Genomic DNA, 20,254 nt, shown 5'->3' with positions numbered 1-20,254 from the left:
CCGGGGGAGTTCCGTGACCATGCTCGATCGACCCGTCGCAGAGACCCGCGCGCCCGCGGAGCGTCGTGCGGCGCCGCGCGCCGCGCCGCCTGCAGCGCCGATCGAGCCGGAGGGCCTCAACCTCGCCGCGCTGCTCGGCGCGCTGCGCCGGCGGCGGCGGGTGCTGATCGCCTGCGTGCTGCTGTTCCCCCTGGCCGCCCTGATCGCCGCGAAGAGCATCACGCCGCGCTACACCGCCGGCACCACCGTGATGTTCGAGCCGACCGAGTATGCGGCGCGCGAGCTGCAGAGCATCCTGCGCGACGAGAGCACGACGGATGCGGTGCTGGCGAGCCAGGTGGAAATCATCAAGTCGCTCTCCGTCGCGCGACGCCTGGTGGCGCGCTTCGGCCTGACGGAGCGGCGAGAATTCGCCTGGTGGTTGCAGGACCAGGAACGTGCGACGAGCCTGCCCTTCCGCTTCCGCACCGCCCTTGCCAATGTCGCGGCCCGCGTCTCGCCCGACCTGGCGGAGGCGATCGCGCCGCGCCGCATCGCCGAGGTGCCGCCGCCCGAGCTGGCCGAGATCCAGGCGGGCGAGGCGGTTCAGGGGCGGCTCGACGTGCAGGTGGTGCGCAACAGCCGGGTGCTGCAGATCCGCTTCACCTCCGAGGACCCGCAGCTGGCGGCGGCGGCGGCGAACCTCGCGGCCGAGCTGTACATCGCCGACCAGCTGGAGGCGAAGTTCACCGCGGTGCGCCGGGCGAATGACTGGCTGGACGGCCGGATCGGCCAGCTTCGCCAGGAGGTGCAGCAGAACGAGGCCCGGATCGCCGAGCTGCGCAGCCAGTCCGGCCTGACGCGGGGCGTCAACGCCGCGCTCGGCACCGAGCAGATCAGCCGCATCACCCAGGACCTGGTGGAGGCGCGCAACCAGCTCGCCACCGCCGAGGCGCGGCTCGGCGCCGCGCGGGGCAGCGGCGGCGGCGGTGCGGACCTGACCGCGCTCGGCTCCGCCAACCTCGTGACCCAGCGCGCGGCGCGGGACGAGGCGCGGCGCGAGCTCGACCGCCTGGCGGCCACGCTGGGCAGCGGGCACCCGGATGTGCGCGCCGCGGCGTCGCGCCTGGCCGCCGCCGAACGCGCGGTCGGGGCGGAGACGGGCCGCGTCGTGCAGGCGCTCGACGCCGAGGCGCGCGCGGCGCGGGCGCGGGTCAACAGCCTAGAGGCCAGCCGGCGGGAGCAGGAGGCGCGGCTGAACCAGACCCAGGGCGCCGAGATCCGCATCAACGCGCTGGAGCGCGAGACGGAGGCGGCGCGCAGCCTGCTGCGCGCGGTGCTGGAGCGCAGCCAGTCCACCGTCAGCCAGACCGCGATCGAGAAGCCGGATGCGCGCATCCTCTCCCCCGCGATCGTGCCGGGCATCCCGTCTTTCCCGAAGCCGTCGCTGTTCGTCGCGGCGGCGGCGATGCTGGGGGCGCTGTTCGGGCTGCTGCTGGTGTGGTTCCTGGAGCAGGCTGACAGCACGATCCGCACCGGCGACGAGATCCGCTCCGCCCTCGGCCTGCCCTGCCTGGCGCTGGTGCCGACGCTGCGGCGCGGCATGCTCGGCCGCCACCGGGTCGAGGACTACGTGGCCCGCAAGCCGCTGAGCCCCTTCAGCGAGAGCATGCGCACGCTGCGCGCCGCGCTCTGGCTCGGCACCGACCCGCCGAAGGTGGTGGTGGTGACGGCGGCGCGCCCGGGCGAGGGCAAGACCACCACCGCCGTCGCGCTCTCCCGCTCCGCCGCGATGAACGGGGAGAAGGTGCTGCTGGTGGACTGCGACATCCGCCAGCCCTCCGTCGGCCGCGTCTTCCGCGCCGAGGCCGCGGCGGGGGTGACCGACCTGCTGCTGGGGCAGGCGGCCTATGAGCAGATCGTCCGGCGCGACCACCTGACCGGGCTCGACTACATCCCGGCCGGGGCGGCGGAGATCCACTCGCTCGGCCTGTTCATGAGCGAGGCGATGGCCGGGCTGCTGGAACGGGTGCGGCGGGAATACGACCTGGTGATCCTGGACGCGCCGCCGGCGCTGGCGATGGCCGATGCGCGCGTGGTCGCCCGCCTTGCGGATGCCACTTTGCTGTGCGTGAAGTGGCGGGACACGCCGAGGTCGGTGGTGCGGAACTCCCTCGCCCTGCTGGAGGACGCCAAGGCCCGGATCGTGGGCGCGGCGCTGACGCAGGTCGATGCGAAGGCGCATCGCCGCTCGGGCTATGCCGACAGCGAGGTGTATCATCCCCGCTACAGCGGCTACTTCAGGGAGTAGGGACTTGGCGCGCTACCTGGTCACCGGCGGGGCCGGCTATGTGGGCAGCCACACGGTGCTGGCCCTCCTCGATCGCGGCGACGAGGTCGTCGTCCTGGACGACCTGAGCAAGGGGCACCGCAGCGCGGTGCCCCCCGCCGCGACCCTGGTGACCGGGCGCTGCGACGACTGGCGCGCGCTGGCCGAGGCGTTCCGCCACGGGCCCTTCGACGCGGTGCTGCACTTCGCCGCCCTGTCGCTGGTGGGCGACAGCATGCGCCAGCCCATGCGCTACATGGCGGAGAACCTGACGACCACCCTGACTGTGGCCGATGCCGCGGTGAAGGCGGGGTGCCGCAAGCTCGTCATCTCCTCCACCGCCGCGCTGTTCGGCTTCCCCGAACGCATCCCGATCGACGAGGAGCAGCGGCTCGGCCCCGTCTCGCCCTATGGCGAGAGCAAGCTGATGTGCGAACGCGCGCTGGAATGGGCCGAGCGGATCCACGGGCTGCGCTTCGCGACGCTGCGCTACTTCAACGCCGCCGGCGCCGACCCCGCCGGCCGCGCGGGCGAGGACCACGACCCGGAGACGCACCTGATCCCGCTGGCCATCGGCGCGGCCATGGGCAGCCGCGCGCCGTTGACGGTGTTCGGCACCGACTACGAGACGCCGGACGGCACGGGCGTGCGGGACTACGTCCATGTGGCCGACCTGGCGGAGGCGCATCTGCGCGTGCTGCCGCTGCTGGACCACCGCTCGGTCCGCTACAACCTCGGCAACGGGACGGGGTATTCGGTGAAGGAGGTCATCGAGACGGTGGGGCGCATCGCCGGCCGTCCCGTCCCCCACACGCTCGGCCCCCGGCGCGAGGGCGACCCGGCGGTGCTGGTCGCCTCCTCGGCGAAGCTGCGGGCGGATACCGGCTGGACCCCGCGCTTCGCCTCGCTCGACGACATCGTGCGGACGGCCTGGGCCTGGCATTCGGCCCATCCCCAGGGCTACGGCGACAAGCAGCAGGCGGCCTGACCGCCCGGGCCGGGTCACCCCAGGTCGGCGGCCGGCCCGTGCCCGGGGGACAGGCCGGGTGGCCTCATACCCGGCTCGTCAAGTACTCACCTGCGGCGGGCGGAGAGCCCGCCGGGCCGCCGGATGGCGGCCGCGCCAGGTGCCGCGAAGCGGAAGCCGGCGGATGCCGGCCGCCGGCGTCCGAGGATGAAGTGCGTCAGCACTTCATGAGCCAAGTATCAATCGGTCATGCGGTTCAGCGGGGGGATGCGGCGGAGGACGAGTTCCTTGCCGAGCACCGGCAGGAACACCCCCGCCGCGGTCAGCGCGGGGGCGTGGATCCAGAAGCCGGCCGCGGTCCAGGGCACCCCCGCCCGTAGCAGCAACGCCTTGACCACGCCGATGGCGATCACGTTGAACAGGTAGATCGCCATCGACCTCCGGCCGAGCCAGAGGGTCCAGCCCTGTCGCGCCATGACGGGCGCGGCGGCAAGCCCGTGCAGCGCCGGGATGGCTGCCAGCCCGCAGACCAGCAGCGACAGGTCGCCCGGCAGCCAGCCGGCAAGCGCGGCGCCGAGCGTCGCCGCCAGCACCCCCCAGGCCAGCCCCTGCCGCGCGACGAAGGCCGGCAGCAGCCGCGCCTCGCGTTCCGCCACCGCGGCGCCGACGGCGAAGAACAGGGCATGGTCGGCGAAGCGGTCGAGATAGGAGATGGCCGGCAGCTCCACCGCCAGCAGCAGCAGCCCGCCCGCCAGCAGGCCCGCCGTGCCGAAGGCCCGCCAGACCGGCGGCGCGGCAACCGAGCACAGGAACAGCACCCAGAGGAACCAGATGAAGGTGGCCGGGCTGTCCTCGGTGGTCAGCACGAGGTCGCGCAGGCCCGGGAGCAGGCCGGCGGCGCGGTTGTCCACATGGACGAATTCCTGCGCGACCAGCTTCCCCGCCAGCACCACCGTCCCCAGCAGCAGGAAGGGCAGCAGCAGCCGCTGCGCGCGCCGGAGCGCGAAGCGCGGCATCGCCGCCATCGGTGTGCGGAGCGCGCCGCTCAGCATCGCGACATAGCCGCTGAGATACAGGAAGAACGGCATGTGGAAGCGGTAGATGGCGTAGCGCAGCACGTCGTACCATTCGGCGCCGGCCGGCGGCTCCGCCGCCACGATGTGGCCGACCACGACCAGCAGGATGGCGATGCCCTTGGCGCGGTCCAGGTCGAGCCGCCGCGCGCGGGCCTGCGCGGCCCCGGCCGGCGCGTTCATCTCGCGGGCGCGCGATGCGCCAGGGCGGCCCGCAGCGCCGCTTCCGGCGTGGCCTGGCGCCGTTCGAGCCGCGCGCGCGCCATCGCCGCGGCGAACCAGGTGAACTGGATCACGCCGATATTGGCGATCAGCGTGTTGTCGAAGCCGCTGTGCAGCAGCGCGCCGAGCAGCGCGGCGCGCAGCACCAGCCGGTCCGCAGGCGCCGCGCGGCGGCTGCCCGCCCAGATCCAGGCGATGATCGCCGCGAAGATGACCGCGCAGCCGATGATGCCGGCATCCACCGCGAGGCGCAGGTATTCGTTGTGCGCGGCGTTGCTGCGGATCAGCCGGATCGCCGGGTCCTCGGGGTTCACGATGAGCTTGCCCGCGCCCAGCCCGTAGCCGAACAGGGGCCGGTTCTCGATCGCGTCGATGAAATAGGGCCAGATCACGTCGCGGCCGGAGAAGCGGGTCTCCCCGTCGGCCGCGAAGAGCCGTTCGGCGGCGAAGAGGACGAGCGGGCCGAGCAGCAGCGCGCCGGGCACCAGCCCGCCCATCAGGAGATCGACCTTCCGCTTCAGCGGGAAGGTCCGCCGGTCCGAGAAGAACAGGACGACCAGCAGGAACAGCGCCACCGCGCCGAGCGGCGCGCGCGCCTGCGTCGCCAGCAGCACCGCGACGACCGCGCCGCCGAGCACCAGCCAGCGCGTCTGCCAGGTCCGCAGGTACTCGAGCGTCGCCGCGAAGACGGCGGTGACGCAGAACCCCGCCAGGAATGGTGGCGAATGCAGGCCCTGGAGCCGCCAGTTCTGGTCGAAGGCCGGGTGCAGCCCGAGCACCGTGGTCACCAGGCCGAAGGCCACGCTGACCAGCGGCAGCAGCACCACCCCCTTGCAAAGCGCCGACCACAGGCTGCGCGGCGCCGCGGCGAAGGCGATGATGAAGGGCGCGGTGGAGCCAATGAAGCTGCGCACCATCTCGCCGGTCGTGGAGATGCGGCCCATGGGCAGCACCACCAGGCTGACCATCGCGACCGCGGTGAAGGCGAGGAACGGCCAGTTGATCGCGGGCGCGAAGCCGTAGCGGAGGCAGAGCATCGCCGCGATCCCGAAGGGGATCACCTTCACCACCGCGGAGCCGAGCGCGGCCGTCGCCGACGCGCCGGCATTCCCCGTCAGCAGGTCGAGCTGGACGTCGACCGCCAGGCCGTAGCAGGCGATCATCAGCACGACCGCCAGCAGCGGCGCCTCGTAGAACAGCAGCGCGAGCATCAGCGCGACCAGCGCCGGCAGCAGCGCGAGCGCCGTCTGCGGCTGCACGATGGCGAGCAGCATGAGGGCCGAGCCGATGATCAGCGCGGCGACGGGAAACAGAAGCGCGGGCGGAACGGTGCGCATGGCAGAGCGTTGTGACGCGCCAGAGGGGCGAAGGCCCAGTCACGAAGCGGTCAGGAGTGCGTGATGGGAGCGATGCAGGGCGTCGGGAGGGCCGTTTCGGCGAAGCCGGAACGGCTGGCCACGCTGACGCGGCTGCGGCTGCTGCTCATCATCTGGGTGCTGGTCTACCACCTCGAGCTGACGCTGCACGCCCTGCGCAGCCTGCCGGTGGCGGATGTCATCGTGATGCGCGGCTATCTCGGCGTGGACGGGTTCTTCGTGCTGTCCGGCTTCGCGCTGTTCCTTGGCTACCGCCACCGCCCGCCGCTCGGCCTCGCCGGCTGGGCGGATTTCGTGCGGCGGCGCGCGGAACGCGTCTTCCCCCTGCATCTCGCGATGCTGCTGGCGCTGGCGCTGCTGGTCGGGCTTGCGGTCCTGCTGGACCTTCGGATCAACGAGCCGCAGCGCTTCGGCGCCTGGGAATTCGCGATGCAGGCGGCGCTGCTGCATGCGTGGGAGACGACGGGCATCCATGCCTGGAACTACCCGTCCTGGGCGCTGTCGGCGGTTTGGGCCGGCTACCTCGTCTTCCCGCTGCTGCTGGTGCCGGCCATCGGGTTGCGGCCGGCGGGCGCGGTGCTGGTCTCGGTGCTCTGCCTCTGCGCGCTGGCGCTGCTGGGGGAGCTGCGGCCGCGCACGCAGCTGAACTGGACCCTGCATCTCGGCCTGGTGCGATTCGGGCTCGAATTCCTGCTCGGCATCGCGCTGGCGAGGCTGGTGACGCTCCGCATGGTCGATGCCGGCCTTGCGACTGCGTCCGCGGCGGTGCTGGTGCCGGTTGGCCTCGCGCTCGGCGTGGACGTGGTGGTGGTGGCCGGCCTCGCCGCGCTGGTCTGCCGGCTCGGCATGGAGGTGCCGGGCCGGGGGCCGCCGCGCGACCTCGCCTGGACGCTCGGCGAGGCGTCCTTCGGCATCTACCTGTCCTGGGTGTTCGTGGAGGCGGCGCTGGTGCTGCTGCTGCGGGCCACCCCGGTCGAGCCGGCGGAGCGGATCGCGCTGATGGCGGCCGGGCTGGGGGCCAGCCTCGTCCTCGGCTGGTTCGCGTGGCGGCTGGTGGAACTGCCGGCGGCGCGGTTCTTCGGCCGGCGGAGCGGCGGCGTGCCGTGACCCGCGGCGTCACCGCCCCAGCAGCGTGCCGCGGAGATAGCCGAGATTGTAGGCGGCCCCGCAGCGCGCCCTGAGCAGCCCGGCCGAGCCCGCGGGCCAGAGCAGGAGCGGCGCCTGGAGCGCAAGCTTCGCCGCGGCGCCGGGGGCGCGGCGGGCACCGCCCTGGCGGCGGTCGCGCAGCGCGTCCGTCGCCCCCTGCCAGTGCAGGCGCGAGAGCAGCCAGCCCGGCCGCAGCCGGTCGCGCTGGATGCTGTGCCGCACGGTGACGCTGCCGTCGTAGAAGGCGCGGCCGCCGCGCGCGCGGAGGCGGTCGAGCACCTCCACCTCCTCACCGGACAGCAGGCGGTCGCCGACGCGGCCGAGTTCCTCGGGAAAGCCGCCGACCTCGCGCAGCGCCGAGGTGCGGAAGGCCATGTTCGCGCCGTAGACGGCGACGCCGGGCGGCAGGTCCCGCCCTTCCTCCCCCACGCCATCCCACTCGACGATGGTCAGAACGCCGCGCAGCGTGGCGGGCCACCAGGCGGGGAGCGGGGCCTCCCACGCGGGCAGGATGCGGCCGCCCAGCGCGACGGCGTCCGCCGGCAGCCGCGCCGTGGCGCCGAGGAGCCGGCGCGCCCAGTCGGGCTCGGGCACGGCGTCGTCGTCGAGATAGGCGGTCCAGGGCGCTGCCGCCGCGGCGAGGCCGATGTTCCGCGCGAGCGAGAGGCCGGAGCGGTCTGCCCGCAGCAGCTTCGCCCCGGCGCGCCGGGCCTCGCGCGCGATCTCGGCCGCGGGCCCGGCGGGGGAGGCGCTGTCGACCACGATCAGCTCCGGCGCGGCGCCTTCCTGCCGTGCCAGCCCGTCGAGGCAGGCGGCCAGGTAGCCGGGCCGCGCATGGGTGCAGATGACGACGGTGAGCGCGGGCGGCGCGGCGCCGCCGTCATCGGCCATGTCAGCCGTTGAAGCGGAAGGCGCCGGCCACCTGGTCGGCCTCGGCGGGGGCGGCGGCCTTCTGCTGTTGCTGCGCCATGGCTTCCCGCGCGCGCTGCTCGACCTGCCGCGTCACCTCGGCCAGCACCTTCGCCAGCGCGGGCAACTGCATCACGGGGACGACCAGCGTGCCGGACGGTTCGGCCTTCGCGTCCTTCTGGCCGGTGACGGCACCGAGCGTGATGCGGGCCGCGCCGTTGGCGACATGCACGTCGATGACGCCGTCGGCGAAGACGGTGGGGGTGCCGTTCATGGTGGTCCTTCCTGGGTTGTGCGGGCGGGGCGTGCCCCCTGGGCCGGGGGCACGCGGGTTGTCCTGGCGCGGGCGGTCACTGTTCCCGGAACGCGCGATGGAAGCTGTCCATCACGGGCTGGAGCATGTAGCGCGCGAAGCTGCGCCGGCCGGTCTGGATCTGCGCTTCCACCATCATGCCGGGCCGCAGCTGCACGCCTTCCAGCGCGCGGAGCTGGTCCTCGTCGATCGCGACGAAGACGCGGTAGTAGGTCATGCCCCGCCGTTCGTCGACCGTCACGTCGGAGGCGACGAAGGTGACGTGCCCGTGGAGGTAGGGCACGACGCGCTGCTTGAACGCCGGCAGCCGGATCTCCGCCTGCAGGCCGACATGGATCGTCTCGATGTCGTTCGGCTGGACGTTCACTTCCGCGATGATGCGCTCGCGTTCCGGCACCAGGTCCAGCACCGGGTCGCCCGGGCGCACCACGGCGCCCACCGTGAACAGGCGGGAATTCAGCACCACGCCGTCCTCCGGCGCCGTCACCTCGAGCCGGGTTGAGACGTCCTCCGCCGCGCGGAGGCGTTCCTCGGCCTCGGCAAGGCGCACCCGCACCTCGCGCAGCTCGGTCGAGACCTCCTGCGTGCGCTGGTCCTGCACGCGCTGCATCTCGCGCTCGGCCTCGCTGATCTGGGCGCGGCTGCGCTGGATCTGGTTGCCGATGTCGGCGATGTTGCCCTCGGTCGAGGCCACCTGCCGCTGCAGCGCGAGAAGCTGCGGCAGCCGCGCGAGGCCCTGGCGCAGCAGCTGGGCGGTGTTCTGTTCCTCGGCGCGCAGCAGGACCAGCATGCGGTCCTGCGCCTCGCGCTGGGCCTCGGCGGAGCGGATGGTCGCCAGGTGCTGCTCGATGCGGGCGCGCAGCACCATCACCTGGCTGTCGAGCGCGACGCGCCGCGCCTCGAACAGGGTGCGCTGGCCGGTCACCGCGTCCTGCGCGCGGGGTTCGGTCGCCGCCAGAAGCTCGCGCGGGAAGGCGATCTCGCCGGCGCGCGCCAGCTCCGCCACCAGCCGCGCATCCTGCGCGGTCAGCGCCCATCGCTGGCTCCGCAGCGTCTCGGTCTGCTGCGAGGCCTGCGGCTGGTCGAGGCGGACGAGCGGCTGGCCGCGGCGCACCACGTCGCCGTCGCGCACCAGGATCTCGCGCACGATGCCGCCTTCGAAATGCTGCACGACGCGGCGGCTGCCCTCGACCTTCAGCTGGCCGGGCGCGATCGCGGCCTCGTTCAGGGGGGTCAGCGACGCCCAGGCGCCGAAGCCCACCACGAAGACCAGCAGGATGAGGTAGCCGAAGGCCACCGGCACCGCGGTGCGCGGCTTCGGCGCATCCAGGATCAGCGGCTCCGCCTCGGGCTGCCAAAGGGCGGGCGGGCGGGGGGGGGCCTTCGCCACCATGGCACGGCCGGGAAGGGTGGCCTGGCTCATCTTGCGCCCTCCGCGCGGCCGGATGGTGGCGGGATCTCCTGCGGGCGGGACTGCTGCACGAGGCGCTTCAGCACCTCGGCGCGGGGGCCGAAGGCTTCCGCCGCGCCGTCGCGCATCAGCAGCACCTTGTCCACGCCCTGCACCAGCGTCGGCCGGTGGGAGACGAGGATGACGGTGCAGCCCTTCGCCTTCAGCGCCTCGAGCCCGCGGATCAGCGCCTGTTCGGCGTCGCCGTCCAGGTTGCTGTTCGGTTCGTCGAGGACGACCAGCTTCGGGTCGTTGAACATCGCCCGCGCGAGGCCGATGAGCTGGCGCTGCCCGCCCGACAGGTGCTGCCCGCCGTCGCCGATCTCGGTGTCGTAGCCCTGCGGCAGGCGCAGGATCATCTCGTGGCAGCCGGCAAGGCGCGCGGCCTCGAACACCCGTTCGGGGTCGGCTTCGCGCATGCGGCTGATGTTCAGCATCACCGTGCCGTCGAACAGCTCCACGTCCTGCGGCAGGTAGCCGACATATTGGCCAAAATCCTCGCGCTGCCAGGTGAAGACGTCGGCGCCGTCCAGCCGCACCGTGCCGGCGGAGGGCTGGAGCGTGCCGATCAGCAGGCGGATCAGCGTCGTCTTCCCCGCAGCCGACGGACCGATGATGGCGAGCGATTCGCCGGCCGTCAGGTTGAAGCTGATGCCCTTGATGATGGCGACGGGCTGGCCCGGGAAGCCGAAGGTCACGCGTTCCGCGGCAAGCCGCCCGGTGGGCGCGGGCAGGGCCATGCCGGGCGGGCGGATGCGCGGCAGGGCGAGGAAGCCGAGCAGGCGGCGATAGGACTGCCGCGCCTGCACCAGCTGCTTCCAGCCGCCGATCATCTGCTCGACCGGCGCGAGAGCGCGGCCCATGAGGATGGAGGCGGCGATCGAGGCGCCGGAGGTCAGCTGCTGTTCCAGCACCAGCCACGCGCCGACGCCGAGGACGGCGACCTGGATCGCGAGCCGGCAGAAGCGCGTGATGGACAGCATGAAGGCGGCGCGGTCGGCGGCGCGTTCCTGCGGCGGCAGGGAGGAGGAGAGGCCTTCCCGCCAGCGCTGCATCACCGCCGGGCCCATGCCCATGCTGTCGATGACCTCGGCGTTGCGCACCAGGCTCTCGGCCCGGCGCTGGCTGGCCATGGCGGCCGTGCTCGCCTGGCGGACGAGCGAGCCGGTGGCCCATTCATTGGCCAGCGTCAGGCCGAACAGCAGCAGTGCGCCGCCGAAGGCGATCCAGCCGAGCACGGGGTGGAGCAGGAAGATGACCGCCAGGAAGATCGGCACCCAGGGCACGTCGAACAGCGTGAGCGAGGCGGGGGAGCCGAGCCAGCCGCGGCAGACCGCGAGGTCGCGCAGCGCCTCCATCCGGTACGGGCGGCCGCGCAGCTGGCTCTCGATCGCGCGGAGGAAGGCCTCCGGCGCGGCCTTGCCCTCGATCCAGCCGGCGAGACGCTGCATGATCTGGCTGCGCAGCCCGTCCAGCACCGCCATGATCAGCAGCGCGAAGCAGGCGATGAGCGTGAGGTAGTACAGCGTGTCGATGCTGCGGGTGCCGAGGACGCGGTCGAACACCTGCATCATGTAGAGCGACACGGTGAGCTGCAGCAGGTTGACCACGCCGCTGAACAGCCCAACGGCGAGGAGCTGCCTGCGGCAGGCGGCGACGGCCTTCGAGAGGACCGTCTCCGGCATCCGGTCCGGCAGGCCGGGCGCAAGGGGCATGGGACGCAGCATGGCAGTCAGGCCCCTGTTCTGAGCATGTTGAGAAGCAACCACAGGGCGAAGGAAACCGCGCCAGCTGCCGCGAGCGCAACCATGTTGGCGGCCACGATTCCGTGCCATCCCATCGGCTGGGCGATGCGGGTCAGCGTCTCCTGCACCGCTTCGGCACGGATCGCCTCCACCCGGTTGTGCAGGATCCGCAAGGATTCCGCGTGGAGTTCGGCCTCCGCCTTCTGCCGGAAGCCGGCGATGTCGCCGGGCGCGAGGGGCCGCCCGGCCTCGGCCGCGAGGGCGAAGGCAAGCAGGTCACGGTTTCGCGTGTCGGGACCTTCGAGGAAGGCGGACGGGGCGGGGAAGGGGGGCGGCACGGCGCGGGGGGCGGAATCGGGGCGTGCGGCGGCCGGACGGGGGGCGGGCTGCGCAGCGCCCGCTTCGGGCGCGCGCGGCGCGGCCGGCGACGGACGGGTGGCGGCGGTGGGGGGCTGCCCCGGTTGACCGGGCGACGCGACCGGATAGGTATCGGTGCTGGACAGGGGACGGGGGGCTCCGGTCGGGCCGGCGGGCTGGGCCGGTTCACCCTTCATTTCAGTATCGGACATGAATTTTCCGTGAGCGTGGGCTATCGTTGCGTTGAACGGACGCTCCTTGCGTGGCGTGGTAGCACGCTATCCTGGGGCGACAAACGGGAGTCGCGGTGTGCCGGCAAACAGGTTCAAGGTCGTTCTGGGCATGGCGCTCGTCGCGTTGCCAGGATTGGTGGAAGCTCAAGCTCTTCCGCGGGGTGAGGCGGCGCGCGGAACGACCGTCGCGAACCGCGCGCGGGAGGACTTCGATCCGCTTGGCGTGAGGCTCGGCGCCTTCCGTTGGAACGCGGCGGCCGAACTCGGTCTTGGCTACGACGACAACCTGTTCGGCAGCCGAAGGAACCGGCGGTCGGACGGATACAGCACCTGGCTGGCCGAGACGGGCATCAGCAGCGATTGGAGCCGCCATGCTGTCGGCGCGACGGCGCGGATCGAGCAGCGCCGCTACTGGGAGAACACCGCGCTCGACTGGACCGACTACACGGTCGGCGCCTTCGGCCGCTACGACGTGAACGCCGACACGAATGTCGAACTCCGCTACAACCGGGTGCAGGAGCACCTGGAGACGGACAGCATCGACGTCCAGCAGGCCGGCATCAGCCGCCCCGTGCCCTACTACTACGACGAGGCGCAGGTGCAGGGCGCGACCCGGTTCAACCGGATCGGCCTGACCGCCATCGGCAACTGGCGCCGCTACCGGTTCGACGACGTGGACCTCGGCGGAACGGTGCCGGCCGGCACGCCCAACCCGGGCGAGCTGTCCCGCTTCGACTTCAACTCCCTCCTGGGCGCGCTCGGCCTTTCCTACGAATTCGCGCCGGGGCGCTTCGCCAACCTCATCGGGCGTTTCCAGGACATCCGCTACGACAACAGCAGCCAGTCGGGGCGCGACAGCAAGACATACGAGGCGCTCGGCGGCCTGACCTACGATTTCGACGGCATCTGGCAGGCGCGCTTCGCGCTGGGCTACCGCCAGCGGGACTATGAGCAGCCGGGGCTGAAGTCCCTCTCGGGCCCCGCCTTCGAAGGCGAGGTGACCTACCAGCCGACGCTGCTGACGACGTTCAGCCTGTCGGCGCGCCGCACGATCGAGGAGTCGATCCGCAACAACGCCGTGTCCTTCACGCGGACGCAGGCGCAGTTCAACGTCGACCACGAATACCTGCGCAACGTGATCCTCGGCCTGGAACTTCAGCTCGACCGGCGCGAATACGATCAGCCAAGCCAGCAGGCGACGGATGGGGTGGCCATCCTCTCGGCGCGCTGGCTGATCAATCGGAGGTTCTCGGTGGTCACGAGCTATCAGCATGCGCGCCGGCTGGATTCCTCGGCCGGGGTCCAGGAATTCGACCGCAACCTGGTGCAAGTCCGGCTCCGCATAGCCCTTTGAGGCTCCTCGGACTCGACTTCGCGGAGCACGACGCCCAGGCCGTGCTCGCGATGCTCGGCGCGCGGCCGGCGGATGCCGGCTTCGCCTATGTCGTCACCCCCAATGCCGACCACCTGGTGCGGCTGGCGCGCGATCCCGCGCGCTACCGGCCATTGTACGAGGACGCGGCGCTGCGGCTGCTCGACAGCCGCGTGGTCGCGCGGGTCGGCGCGCTGATCGGGCTTCCGGTGCCGCCGGTGGTCACCGGCAGCGACCTGACGCTGCGCGTGCTGGACGAACTGGCGCGGCCCGGGGACCGCATCGCCGTGCTCGGCGCCAGCCCGGCGACGGTCGCGGCGGTGCGGAAGCGCTTCAGCCTCTGCCGCCTGCTGCACCACGACCCGCCGATGGGCTTCGACGGCGACCCGGCGGAGATGGCGGCTGCGGTGCGTTTCGTGGCGGAGGCGCGGGCGCGCTTCGCCCTGCTCTGCGTCGGTTCCCCCCGGCAGGAGGCGGTGGCGCGCGCCGTCCAGGCGCGCGGGGACGCGGTGGGCATCGCGCTGTGCGTGGGCGCGAGCCTCCTGTTCATCTCGGGGGAGGAGCGGCGGGCGCCGCCCCGCCTGCAGCGCGCGGGGCTGGAATGGGCCTGGCGGCTGGCGCAGGACCCAAGCCGCCTGGCGCGGCGCTACCTTCTCGACAGCCCCGCCGTGCTGCGGCTGCTGTGGCAGGAGAGGACGTCGCTGAAGCGCCGGGCGGCGAGGAAACGCCGCCGGGCCTGACCGCGCGCCACCGCCGGAAGGGCTCAGCGGCGCGGGGCGGCGGCAGGCAGGGCCGAGAGGATCTCGCGCCGGATGCGCGCCGCCATCCCGCCGCGATGCGCGGCATCGGTCCGGGCTAGGTAGGCGCGAGCCGACGGCGTCTCGCCATACAGGTGTTCGCTGCCCGGTGCGGGCCGGAAGGCGCGCGCCATGGCGAGCGCCGCCGGCCCCGCACGCAGCCCCTGCGCCAGCACGCCGTTGCGCGCGCCCTTGGCGGTGTAGGCGAGGAAGCGCGGCAGCAGCGCGGCGGGCGGCGTGCCATGCTTCATGGCGATGTAGAGCCGGTTGCGCACGAAGTGGAACCAGCGCGTGCCGCCCCAGGCGAAGCGTGCCTCCGGGCTCACCTTGTGGCGCACCGCGATGTCGCCGCGATAGCGGATGCGGCGGCCGAGGTTGATGAAGCGCAGCGCGAGGTCGAACTCCTCCCAGGTGAAGAACAGCGCGTCGTCATAGCCGCCCGCGGCCGCGAAATCCGCGCGCCGGATCGCGTGGCCCGCGCCGACGAAGGTGGCCGCATCGAAGCTGCCGGCGGATTGCGCCAGCAGGCCCGCCGGGTAGCCCCAGGAGGACAGGTCGTCCTCACCCGTCGCGAAGACCAGGATGCGGCACGCGATGGCGGCCAGGTCGCGCTCCTCCCGCAGTGCCGCGACGGCGCGGGCGAGGGTGTCGGCTCGCTCGAACTCGGCGTCGTTGTCCAGCGCGAAGACCACCGGCGCGGCGCCGAGCGCGGTGGCACGGTTGCGCCCGCCGGCGACGCCGTGGTTGCGGTCGAGCCGGACGAGCGTGGCATCGGGCGCGCCGCGCACCGCATCGGCGAGGCGGGCGAGGTTGGGCTCCGCGCTGCCCTGGTCGACGATCCAGACATGCTTCGTCACGCCGCGCTGGGCGCGGGCCGAGGCGATGGCCGCCACCGTCTCCTCGGCGCGGTCCATCGCGAGGATGACCACGTCGGCCTCCACCGCCTCGGCGGGGCCGGGCGCGCCGGCGACATGCAGGGGCTTCGGATAGTTGGGGTAGGTCATGCCGGCTAGACGCATCGGGGGCGGATCGGTGCGGCGCATCCCGATCACCTTTCCGGCAGCCGGAAATCCGGTGCGGGGATGGCGAGATAGGCGATGCGCTTCGCCTCCAGCCGCCCGCGCGTGACGGTGTCCAGCACGAGCCCGCAGGCGAGCGACAGGAAGGACAGCAGCACGAGACCGGTGCAGAGCACCGCCGTCGGCAGCCGCGGCACCAGCCCCGTCTCGAGGAAGGTCGCGAGGAGCGGCACCGCCAGCGCCACTGCAAGGGCGAACAGCATGAGGCCCGCGCCAGCGAAGAAGGGCAGGGGCCTTTCGCGCCGGACCAGCAGGGCGATGGCATGCAGGATGCGCAGCCCGTCCCGCCAGGTGCTGAGCTTGGAGCGGCTGCCCGGCGGGCGTTCGCGGTAGGCGGTCGGCACCTCGCCCACCGGCATCCGCAGCTCGAGCGCATGGACGGTGAACTCCGTCTCCGTCTCGAAGCCGGTGGCCAGCGCGGGGAAGGACTTCGCGAAGCGGCGGGAGAAGACGCGGTAGCCCGAGAGCATGTCGCCCGTCCGCCCGCCGAAGATGCGCCGGACCATGCCGGTTAGGACGGCGTTGCCGAGCCGGTGGCCGGGCCGGTACGCCGCTTGCGCGGAAGTCACGCGGACCCCCGTCACCATGTCGAGCCGGTCCTCCAGCAGCAGGCGGATCATCGCCGGCGCGGCCGCGGCGTCGTAGGTGTCGTCGCCGTCGACCAGCACGTACACATCCGCCTCGACATCGGCGAGCATGCGGCGGACGACATGGCCCTTGCCCTGCATGGGCTCCTGCCGGACCAAGGCACCCGCGGCCAGCGCCGCCTCGCGCGTGCGGTCGGTGCTGTTGTTGTCGTAGACATGGATCGTCGCCCCTGGCAGGGCGGAGCGGAAGGCGGCCACCACGCGCGGGATCGCCACCTCCTCGTCGCGGCAGGGCACGAGCACGGCGATGCGCGGGGCGGGCAGGAGGCGATCGGCGGGCAGTGCCCCTTGCGCGGGCCCAGCGGGCGCGGGCGGCGGGGGCCGGGTGGGGATGCCCATCGGCCGGCGCGTGTCAGAGCGCGTTCCGCATCCGCACGACGGCGAGCATGGTGCGGAAGATGATGGCGATGTCGAGCCAGACCGACCAGCGGTCGATGTATTCCAGGTCGCTCTCGACGCGCTTCAGGATCTGCTCGTCGTTCAGCGTCGGGCCGCGCCAGCCGCGCACCTGGGCGAGGCCCGTCAGGCCCGGCTTCACGCGGTGGCGCGCGGCGTAGTTGGCCACCACCTCGTCGAACAGGCGCCCGCCCGCGCGGGTGCCGGGCGCGTGCGGGCGGGGGCCGACGAAGGACATCTCGCCGCGCAGCACGTTCAGCAGCTGCGGCAACTCGTCGAGCGAGGTGCGGCGGAGGACGGCGCCGACGCGCGTCACCCTCGGGTCGCCGGCCAGCACCTGGCGCTGCACGTCGTGGTCCGTGTGGTGGGCGTACATCGAGCGGAACTTCAGCACGTCGAAGGGCTGGTTGTTGAAGCCGGTGCGGCGCTGGCGGAACAGCACCGGGCCGGGGCTGTCGAGCTTCACGGCGGCGGCGATCAGCAGCATCGGCACCGCCGCGACCGCAAGCGCGAGCAGCGCCATCACGATGTCCTCGGCCCGTTTCAGCGCGCCCGCCAGGCCGGAGATCGGCTGCGCGCGGAGCAGCACCGGCCACCCCGCGGCGCGGCCCGGCAGCTGGTCTGCCAGCAGGTCGGGCGCCACCCGCAGCTCCACCGGGAAGGCCGAAAGGCGTTCCAGCAGCTGTGCCACGCGCGTCTCGGCCGACCACGGCATCGCGAGGACGACGACGTCCACCTCGTTCCGCCGGATCATGGCGGCCAGGGTGGAGAGGCCGCCGAGCGGTGGCACGCCGTCCGGCGCGGCAAGGCCGCGCGGCGTGCGTTCGTCGACGACGCCGAGGATGTGGAGGCCCGCCGGGTCGTGCTTCATCGAGGCGACGAGCCGCGTCGCCTGCGGCCCCGTGCCGATGATGACGGCGCGGCGCGCGGTGCGCGTGCTGCGCTGGCGCAGCAGCCCGGCTACCGCCGCGCGCCCGCCCAGCAGCGACAGCGCGCCGAGCGGCGCGGCGGCGCCGAGCCAGAGGGGGTCCAGGCGGTGCGTGGCGCCGAAGGCGGCGGCGGCGGCGGCGGCGGCGGCCAGGGCCCCGCCGGCACAGGCGGCCATCCGCCGGATCTGCCGGCCGAAGCTGAACAGCATCGCGTGATCATAGCCGCCATGGGCCAGCCCGCAGGCGATGGTGAGCCCCGCGACCAGCGTGGTGACGGCGGCATGGCGGGCGCCGGTGGCGCCGGTCAGCGCATCCGCCGCCATCCCGGCGCCGACGACCGCGACGATGTCGAGCAGCAGCACGAGGCTGGACAGCAGCAGGGGCGAGATGGGCGCGGCGCGCGTCGCGACCGCGTCGTTCGCCGCCTCGCGCGGCCAGGCGCCGTCGGCAAGCTGCGGCCGGAAGGCCGCGACGCCGTGGGGCAGCCCGTCATCGCGCGGCAGGCCGGCGGCGGACAGCGAAGCCTCGCCGCCGATCACGTTGCCGCCGCCCAAGCCGGGCTCCTGTGGGCGCAGGGGGAGGTCGGCCTTGGGGGTCGCTGCGCGCATCCGGTCAGGTCTTGCTCAGGGGGCCGTGCCGCCGGGGGGCGGCATCGAATACGTAACGTCGCGACAGGAGAAAGTTCCCGACCATGCCTGCCAGCGCCCCGGCTGCCACCCCGATCACGGGATGCTGCGCGGCCAACGTCACGCCCCCCACAAGCGCGGCATAAGTGCCGTAGTTGCATGCGAAGCCGACGAGGTTGACGGCCAGGAACAACGCCCATTGCCGCATCACCGGCGCATCGCCCTGGCCCCGGAAGGTCCAGGCCCGGTTCAGCCCCCAGGTCGTCGTCGCCGCGGCGACATAGGACACCGCCCGCCCGGAATAGAGCCCGAGCCCGAGCGCAAGTGCCGCATAGAGGACGGCCGTGTCCACCAAGAAGCCGACCGTGCCGACCACCCCGAACCGGCCGAACTGCAGGACGGTGCGGCTGCGGTCGGGGCCGAGCGCGTCGGAGAGGCGGGTGGCGATGGCGCGAGCGGACATGAAAGCTCCTGCTGCGGTGCAGCATGTCGGGGATTCTCCGGGAGCACAAACCACGCGATGGTGACGGAAAGGGGGCAGACCCGCCGCGCGCGCCCATGTGACCGCTACGTGGGGAATGGCATTCCGGATGCATCATCCCCGCAGGCGGGCCGGCAGGGGGGTGCGGAGCATGCTTGAGGCGAAACGTCCCGGCGGCTAGCCTCTGCCCCATCGACGGGGAGACGGTCTCGATGTTCCGACGCGACATCATGCGCGGGTCCGCGCTTGCAGCGACGGCCGCGGCGTTGCCGCGCTTCGCCATCGCGCAGCCCGCGGCGGCGCGCACGCTGAAATACGTGCCGCACGCCAATCCCGGCAACATCGACCCTTTCACCAACACCGCCTTCATCGCCCGCGACCATGCCTTCCTGGTCTATGACCAGCTCTACGGCATGAATGAGCGGTTCGAGCCGCAGCCGCAGATGGCGCAGGGCCATGTGGTGGAGGATGGCGGGCTGCTGTGGCGCTTCACCCTGCGCGAGGGGCTGCGCTTCCATGACGGCACGCCGGTGCGCGGGCGCGACTGCGTCGCCTCCATCCGCCGCTGGGGCCGGCGCGACGCCTTCGGGCAGGAATTGCTGGCCCGCGTGGCCGAGATGAAGGAGGAGAGCGACCGCGTCTTCTCGATTCGGCTGAACCGGCCCTTCCCGAAGATGATCGAGGCCTTCTCCAAGGTCACCACCGCCTGCCTGTTCATCCTGCCGGAACGGCTGGCCAATGTGGACCCCTTCACCAACATCACGGAGGCGGTGGGCAGCGGGCCCTACCGCTTCGTGGCGAACGAATGGGTTCCGGGCTCGCGGCTCGCCTACCAGCGCAATCCGGACTACGTCCCGGTTGCGCAGGGCGTGCCGTCGATGACCGCGGGGCCGAAGGTGGCGCATTTCGACCGGGTCGAGTGGCACATCATGTCCGACCAGGCGACGGCGGCGGCGGCGCTGCAATCGGGCGAGATCGACTGGTGGGAACAGCCGACGGCGGACCTGTTCCCGCTGTTCCTGCGCGGCGCGAATGCGCGCAACATCGCGGTGGACGTGATCAACAACAGCGGGCTGATCGGCATCTTCCGCCCGAACCACGCGGCCGAGCCCTTCAACAACCCCGCCGTGCGCCGCGCCGTGCTGACCGCCGTCAACCAGATGGACTTCATGACGGCGGTGATCGGCACCACCGGCATCGAGGGCCGCCCCGACCTGCGGCGGGAGAATATCGGCTTCTTCGCGCCCGAGGGACCTTCGGCCTCCACCGTCGGGCTCGACCGCCTGCGCAAGAACATCGACGCCGCGCGGGGCGAGTTGCAGGCCGCGGGCGCGATGGGCGCGCGGCTGGTGCTGATGAACGCGACCGACCTGGCGTCGATCAACGCGGCCACGCTGGTGGGCGCGGACCTGTTCCGGAGGATGGGCTTCAACGTGGACCTGGTCTCGACCGACTGGGGCACGGTGGTGGCGCGGCGCGCCAGCCGCAGCCCGCTGGCGCAGGGCGGCTGGAGCGGCTTCTTCACCTTCTGGTCTGGGGTGGACCACTGGAACCCGGCCAGCCACGCCTCGATCCGCGGTCACGGGGAGAATGCGTGGCCGGGCTGGCCGACCATCCCCGCCATCGAGCAGCAGCGCAACGCCTGGTTCGACGCGCCGGACGACGCGGCCGCGCGGGCCGCCACGACGGAGATGCAGCGCATCGCCTTCGAGGAGGTGCCCTATGTCCCGACCGGCATGTACTACCAGCCCACGGCCTACCGGCGGAACCTGACCGGGATGCTGAAGGGCCAGCCGCCGCTGTTCTGGAACGTCCGCCGCACGTGACG

The 20,254-nt window shown here is 72.8% G+C and carries 17 protein-coding genes; 6 read left to right on the top strand and 11 right to left on the bottom strand.

Annotated features, from left to right (window positions below):
* Positions 1–19 precede the first annotated feature (19 nt).
* Together ACK8OX_RS18170 and galE are read left to right on the top strand one after the other, a co-directional pair.
* Complete coding sequence (locus ACK8OX_RS18170) at positions 20–2,290, top strand: GumC family protein (protein ID WP_430665646.1); 2,271 nt, start codon at positions 20–22, stop codon at positions 2,288–2,290.
* 4 nt (positions 2,291–2,294) lie between these two features.
* Complete coding sequence (gene galE, locus ACK8OX_RS18165; RefSeq protein ID WP_430665645.1) at positions 2,295–3,296, top strand: UDP-glucose 4-epimerase GalE; 1,002 nt, start codon at positions 2,295–2,297, stop codon at positions 3,294–3,296.
* Between the two features lie 218 nt (positions 3,297–3,514).
* Here the strand turns inward: galE and ACK8OX_RS18160 are convergent, their stop codons facing one another.
* Positions 3,515–4,531, bottom strand: a complete 1,017-nt coding sequence (locus ACK8OX_RS18160; protein WP_430665644.1) for an acyltransferase family protein — start codon at positions 4,529–4,531, stop codon at positions 3,515–3,517.
* A complete protein-coding gene (locus ACK8OX_RS18155) occupies positions 4,528–5,907 on the bottom strand; it encodes an O-antigen ligase family protein (protein ID WP_430665643.1) in 1,380 nt (459 codons plus the stop codon). The genes ACK8OX_RS18160 and ACK8OX_RS18155 overlap by 4 nt, the downstream gene beginning before the upstream one ends.
* Positions 5,908–5,970: 63 nt before the next feature.
* Between ACK8OX_RS18155 and ACK8OX_RS18150 the strand changes: the two genes are divergently transcribed.
* Positions 5,971–7,053 carry an acyltransferase family protein gene (locus ACK8OX_RS18150; protein ID WP_430665642.1) on the top strand — a complete coding sequence of 361 codons (1,083 nt, stop codon included), beginning with the start codon at positions 5,971–5,973 and terminating at the stop codon, positions 7,051–7,053.
* 9 nt (positions 7,054–7,062) lie between these two features.
* Here ACK8OX_RS18150 and ACK8OX_RS18145 read toward each other — a convergent pair whose 3' ends face one another.
* The 5 genes from ACK8OX_RS18145 to ACK8OX_RS18125 all read right to left on the bottom strand — a co-directional run bounded on the left by ACK8OX_RS18145 (position 7,063) and on the right by ACK8OX_RS18125 (position 12,078).
* Positions 7,063–7,983, bottom strand: coding sequence for a glycosyltransferase family 2 protein (locus ACK8OX_RS18145; RefSeq protein ID WP_430665641.1), 921 nt, complete (start codon positions 7,981–7,983; stop codon positions 7,063–7,065).
* 1 nt (position 7,984) lies between these two features.
* The gene (locus tag ACK8OX_RS18140) at positions 7,985–8,275 is read right to left on the bottom strand and encodes a hypothetical protein (RefSeq protein ID WP_430665640.1); all 291 of its coding nucleotides are present in this window, start codon (positions 8,273–8,275) and stop codon (positions 7,985–7,987) included.
* A gap of 76 nt (positions 8,276–8,351) precedes the next feature.
* Positions 8,352–9,737 carry an HlyD family type I secretion periplasmic adaptor subunit gene (locus tag ACK8OX_RS18135; protein ID WP_430665639.1) on the bottom strand — a complete coding sequence of 462 codons (1,386 nt, stop codon included), beginning with the start codon at positions 9,735–9,737 and terminating at the stop codon, positions 8,352–8,354.
* Complete coding sequence (locus tag ACK8OX_RS18130) at positions 9,734–11,479, bottom strand: type I secretion system permease/ATPase (RefSeq protein ID WP_430665638.1); 1,746 nt, start codon at positions 11,477–11,479, stop codon at positions 9,734–9,736. Before ACK8OX_RS18130 ends, ACK8OX_RS18135 begins: the two co-directional genes overlap by 4 nt.
* A 17-nt stretch (positions 11,480–11,496) precedes the next feature.
* Complete coding sequence (locus tag ACK8OX_RS18125) at positions 11,497–12,078, bottom strand: hypothetical protein (protein WP_430665637.1); 582 nt, start codon at positions 12,076–12,078, stop codon at positions 11,497–11,499.
* 244 nt (positions 12,079–12,322) lie between these two features.
* Here ACK8OX_RS18125 and ACK8OX_RS18120 point away from each other — a divergent pair, with 244 nt between their 5' ends.
* Together ACK8OX_RS18120 and ACK8OX_RS18115 are read left to right on the top strand one after the other, a co-directional pair.
* Entirely contained in the window at positions 12,323–13,453 is a 1,131-nt protein-coding gene (locus ACK8OX_RS18120; RefSeq protein ID WP_430665636.1) for an outer membrane beta-barrel protein, read from the top strand.
* The gene (locus ACK8OX_RS18115; RefSeq protein WP_430665635.1) at positions 13,450–14,211 is read left to right on the top strand and encodes a WecB/TagA/CpsF family glycosyltransferase; all 762 of its coding nucleotides are present in this window, start codon (positions 13,450–13,452) and stop codon (positions 14,209–14,211) included. Before ACK8OX_RS18120 ends, ACK8OX_RS18115 begins: the two co-directional genes overlap by 4 nt.
* 23 nt (positions 14,212–14,234) lie before the next feature.
* Here the strand turns inward: ACK8OX_RS18115 and ACK8OX_RS18110 are convergent, their stop codons facing one another.
* The 4 genes from ACK8OX_RS18110 to ACK8OX_RS18095 form a co-directional block, all read right to left on the bottom strand.
* Complete coding sequence (locus ACK8OX_RS18110) at positions 14,235–15,272, bottom strand: glycosyltransferase family 2 protein (protein ID WP_430665634.1); 1,038 nt, start codon at positions 15,270–15,272, stop codon at positions 14,235–14,237.
* Positions 15,273–15,316: 44 nt separating this feature from the next.
* Positions 15,317–16,237: a glycosyltransferase family 2 protein gene (locus ACK8OX_RS18105; RefSeq protein WP_430665633.1), complete on the bottom strand. Its 921-nt coding sequence runs from the start codon at positions 16,235–16,237 to the stop codon at positions 15,317–15,319.
* A gap of 109 nt (positions 16,238–16,346) precedes the next feature.
* Positions 16,347–17,873 carry an exopolysaccharide biosynthesis polyprenyl glycosylphosphotransferase gene (locus tag ACK8OX_RS18100; RefSeq protein ID WP_430665632.1) on the bottom strand — a complete coding sequence of 509 codons (1,527 nt, stop codon included), beginning with the start codon at positions 17,871–17,873 and terminating at the stop codon, positions 16,347–16,349.
* A gap of 58 nt (positions 17,874–17,931) precedes the next feature.
* The gene (locus ACK8OX_RS18095; protein WP_430665631.1) at positions 17,932–18,408 is read right to left on the bottom strand and encodes a GtrA family protein; all 477 of its coding nucleotides are present in this window, start codon (positions 18,406–18,408) and stop codon (positions 17,932–17,934) included.
* Between the two features lie 230 nt (positions 18,409–18,638).
* Between ACK8OX_RS18095 and ACK8OX_RS18090 the strand changes: the two genes are divergently transcribed.
* Entirely contained in the window at positions 18,639–20,252 is a 1,614-nt protein-coding gene (locus tag ACK8OX_RS18090) for an ABC transporter substrate-binding protein (protein ID WP_430665630.1), read from the top strand.
* The last annotated feature ends 2 nt before the right edge of the window (positions 20,253–20,254 follow it).

Source organism: Falsiroseomonas sp. CW058, assembly GCF_050563535.1.
Lineage (GTDB): Bacteria > Pseudomonadota > Alphaproteobacteria > Acetobacterales > Acetobacteraceae > Falsiroseomonas.
This window is presented reverse-complemented; position numbering and strand designations above follow the sequence as displayed.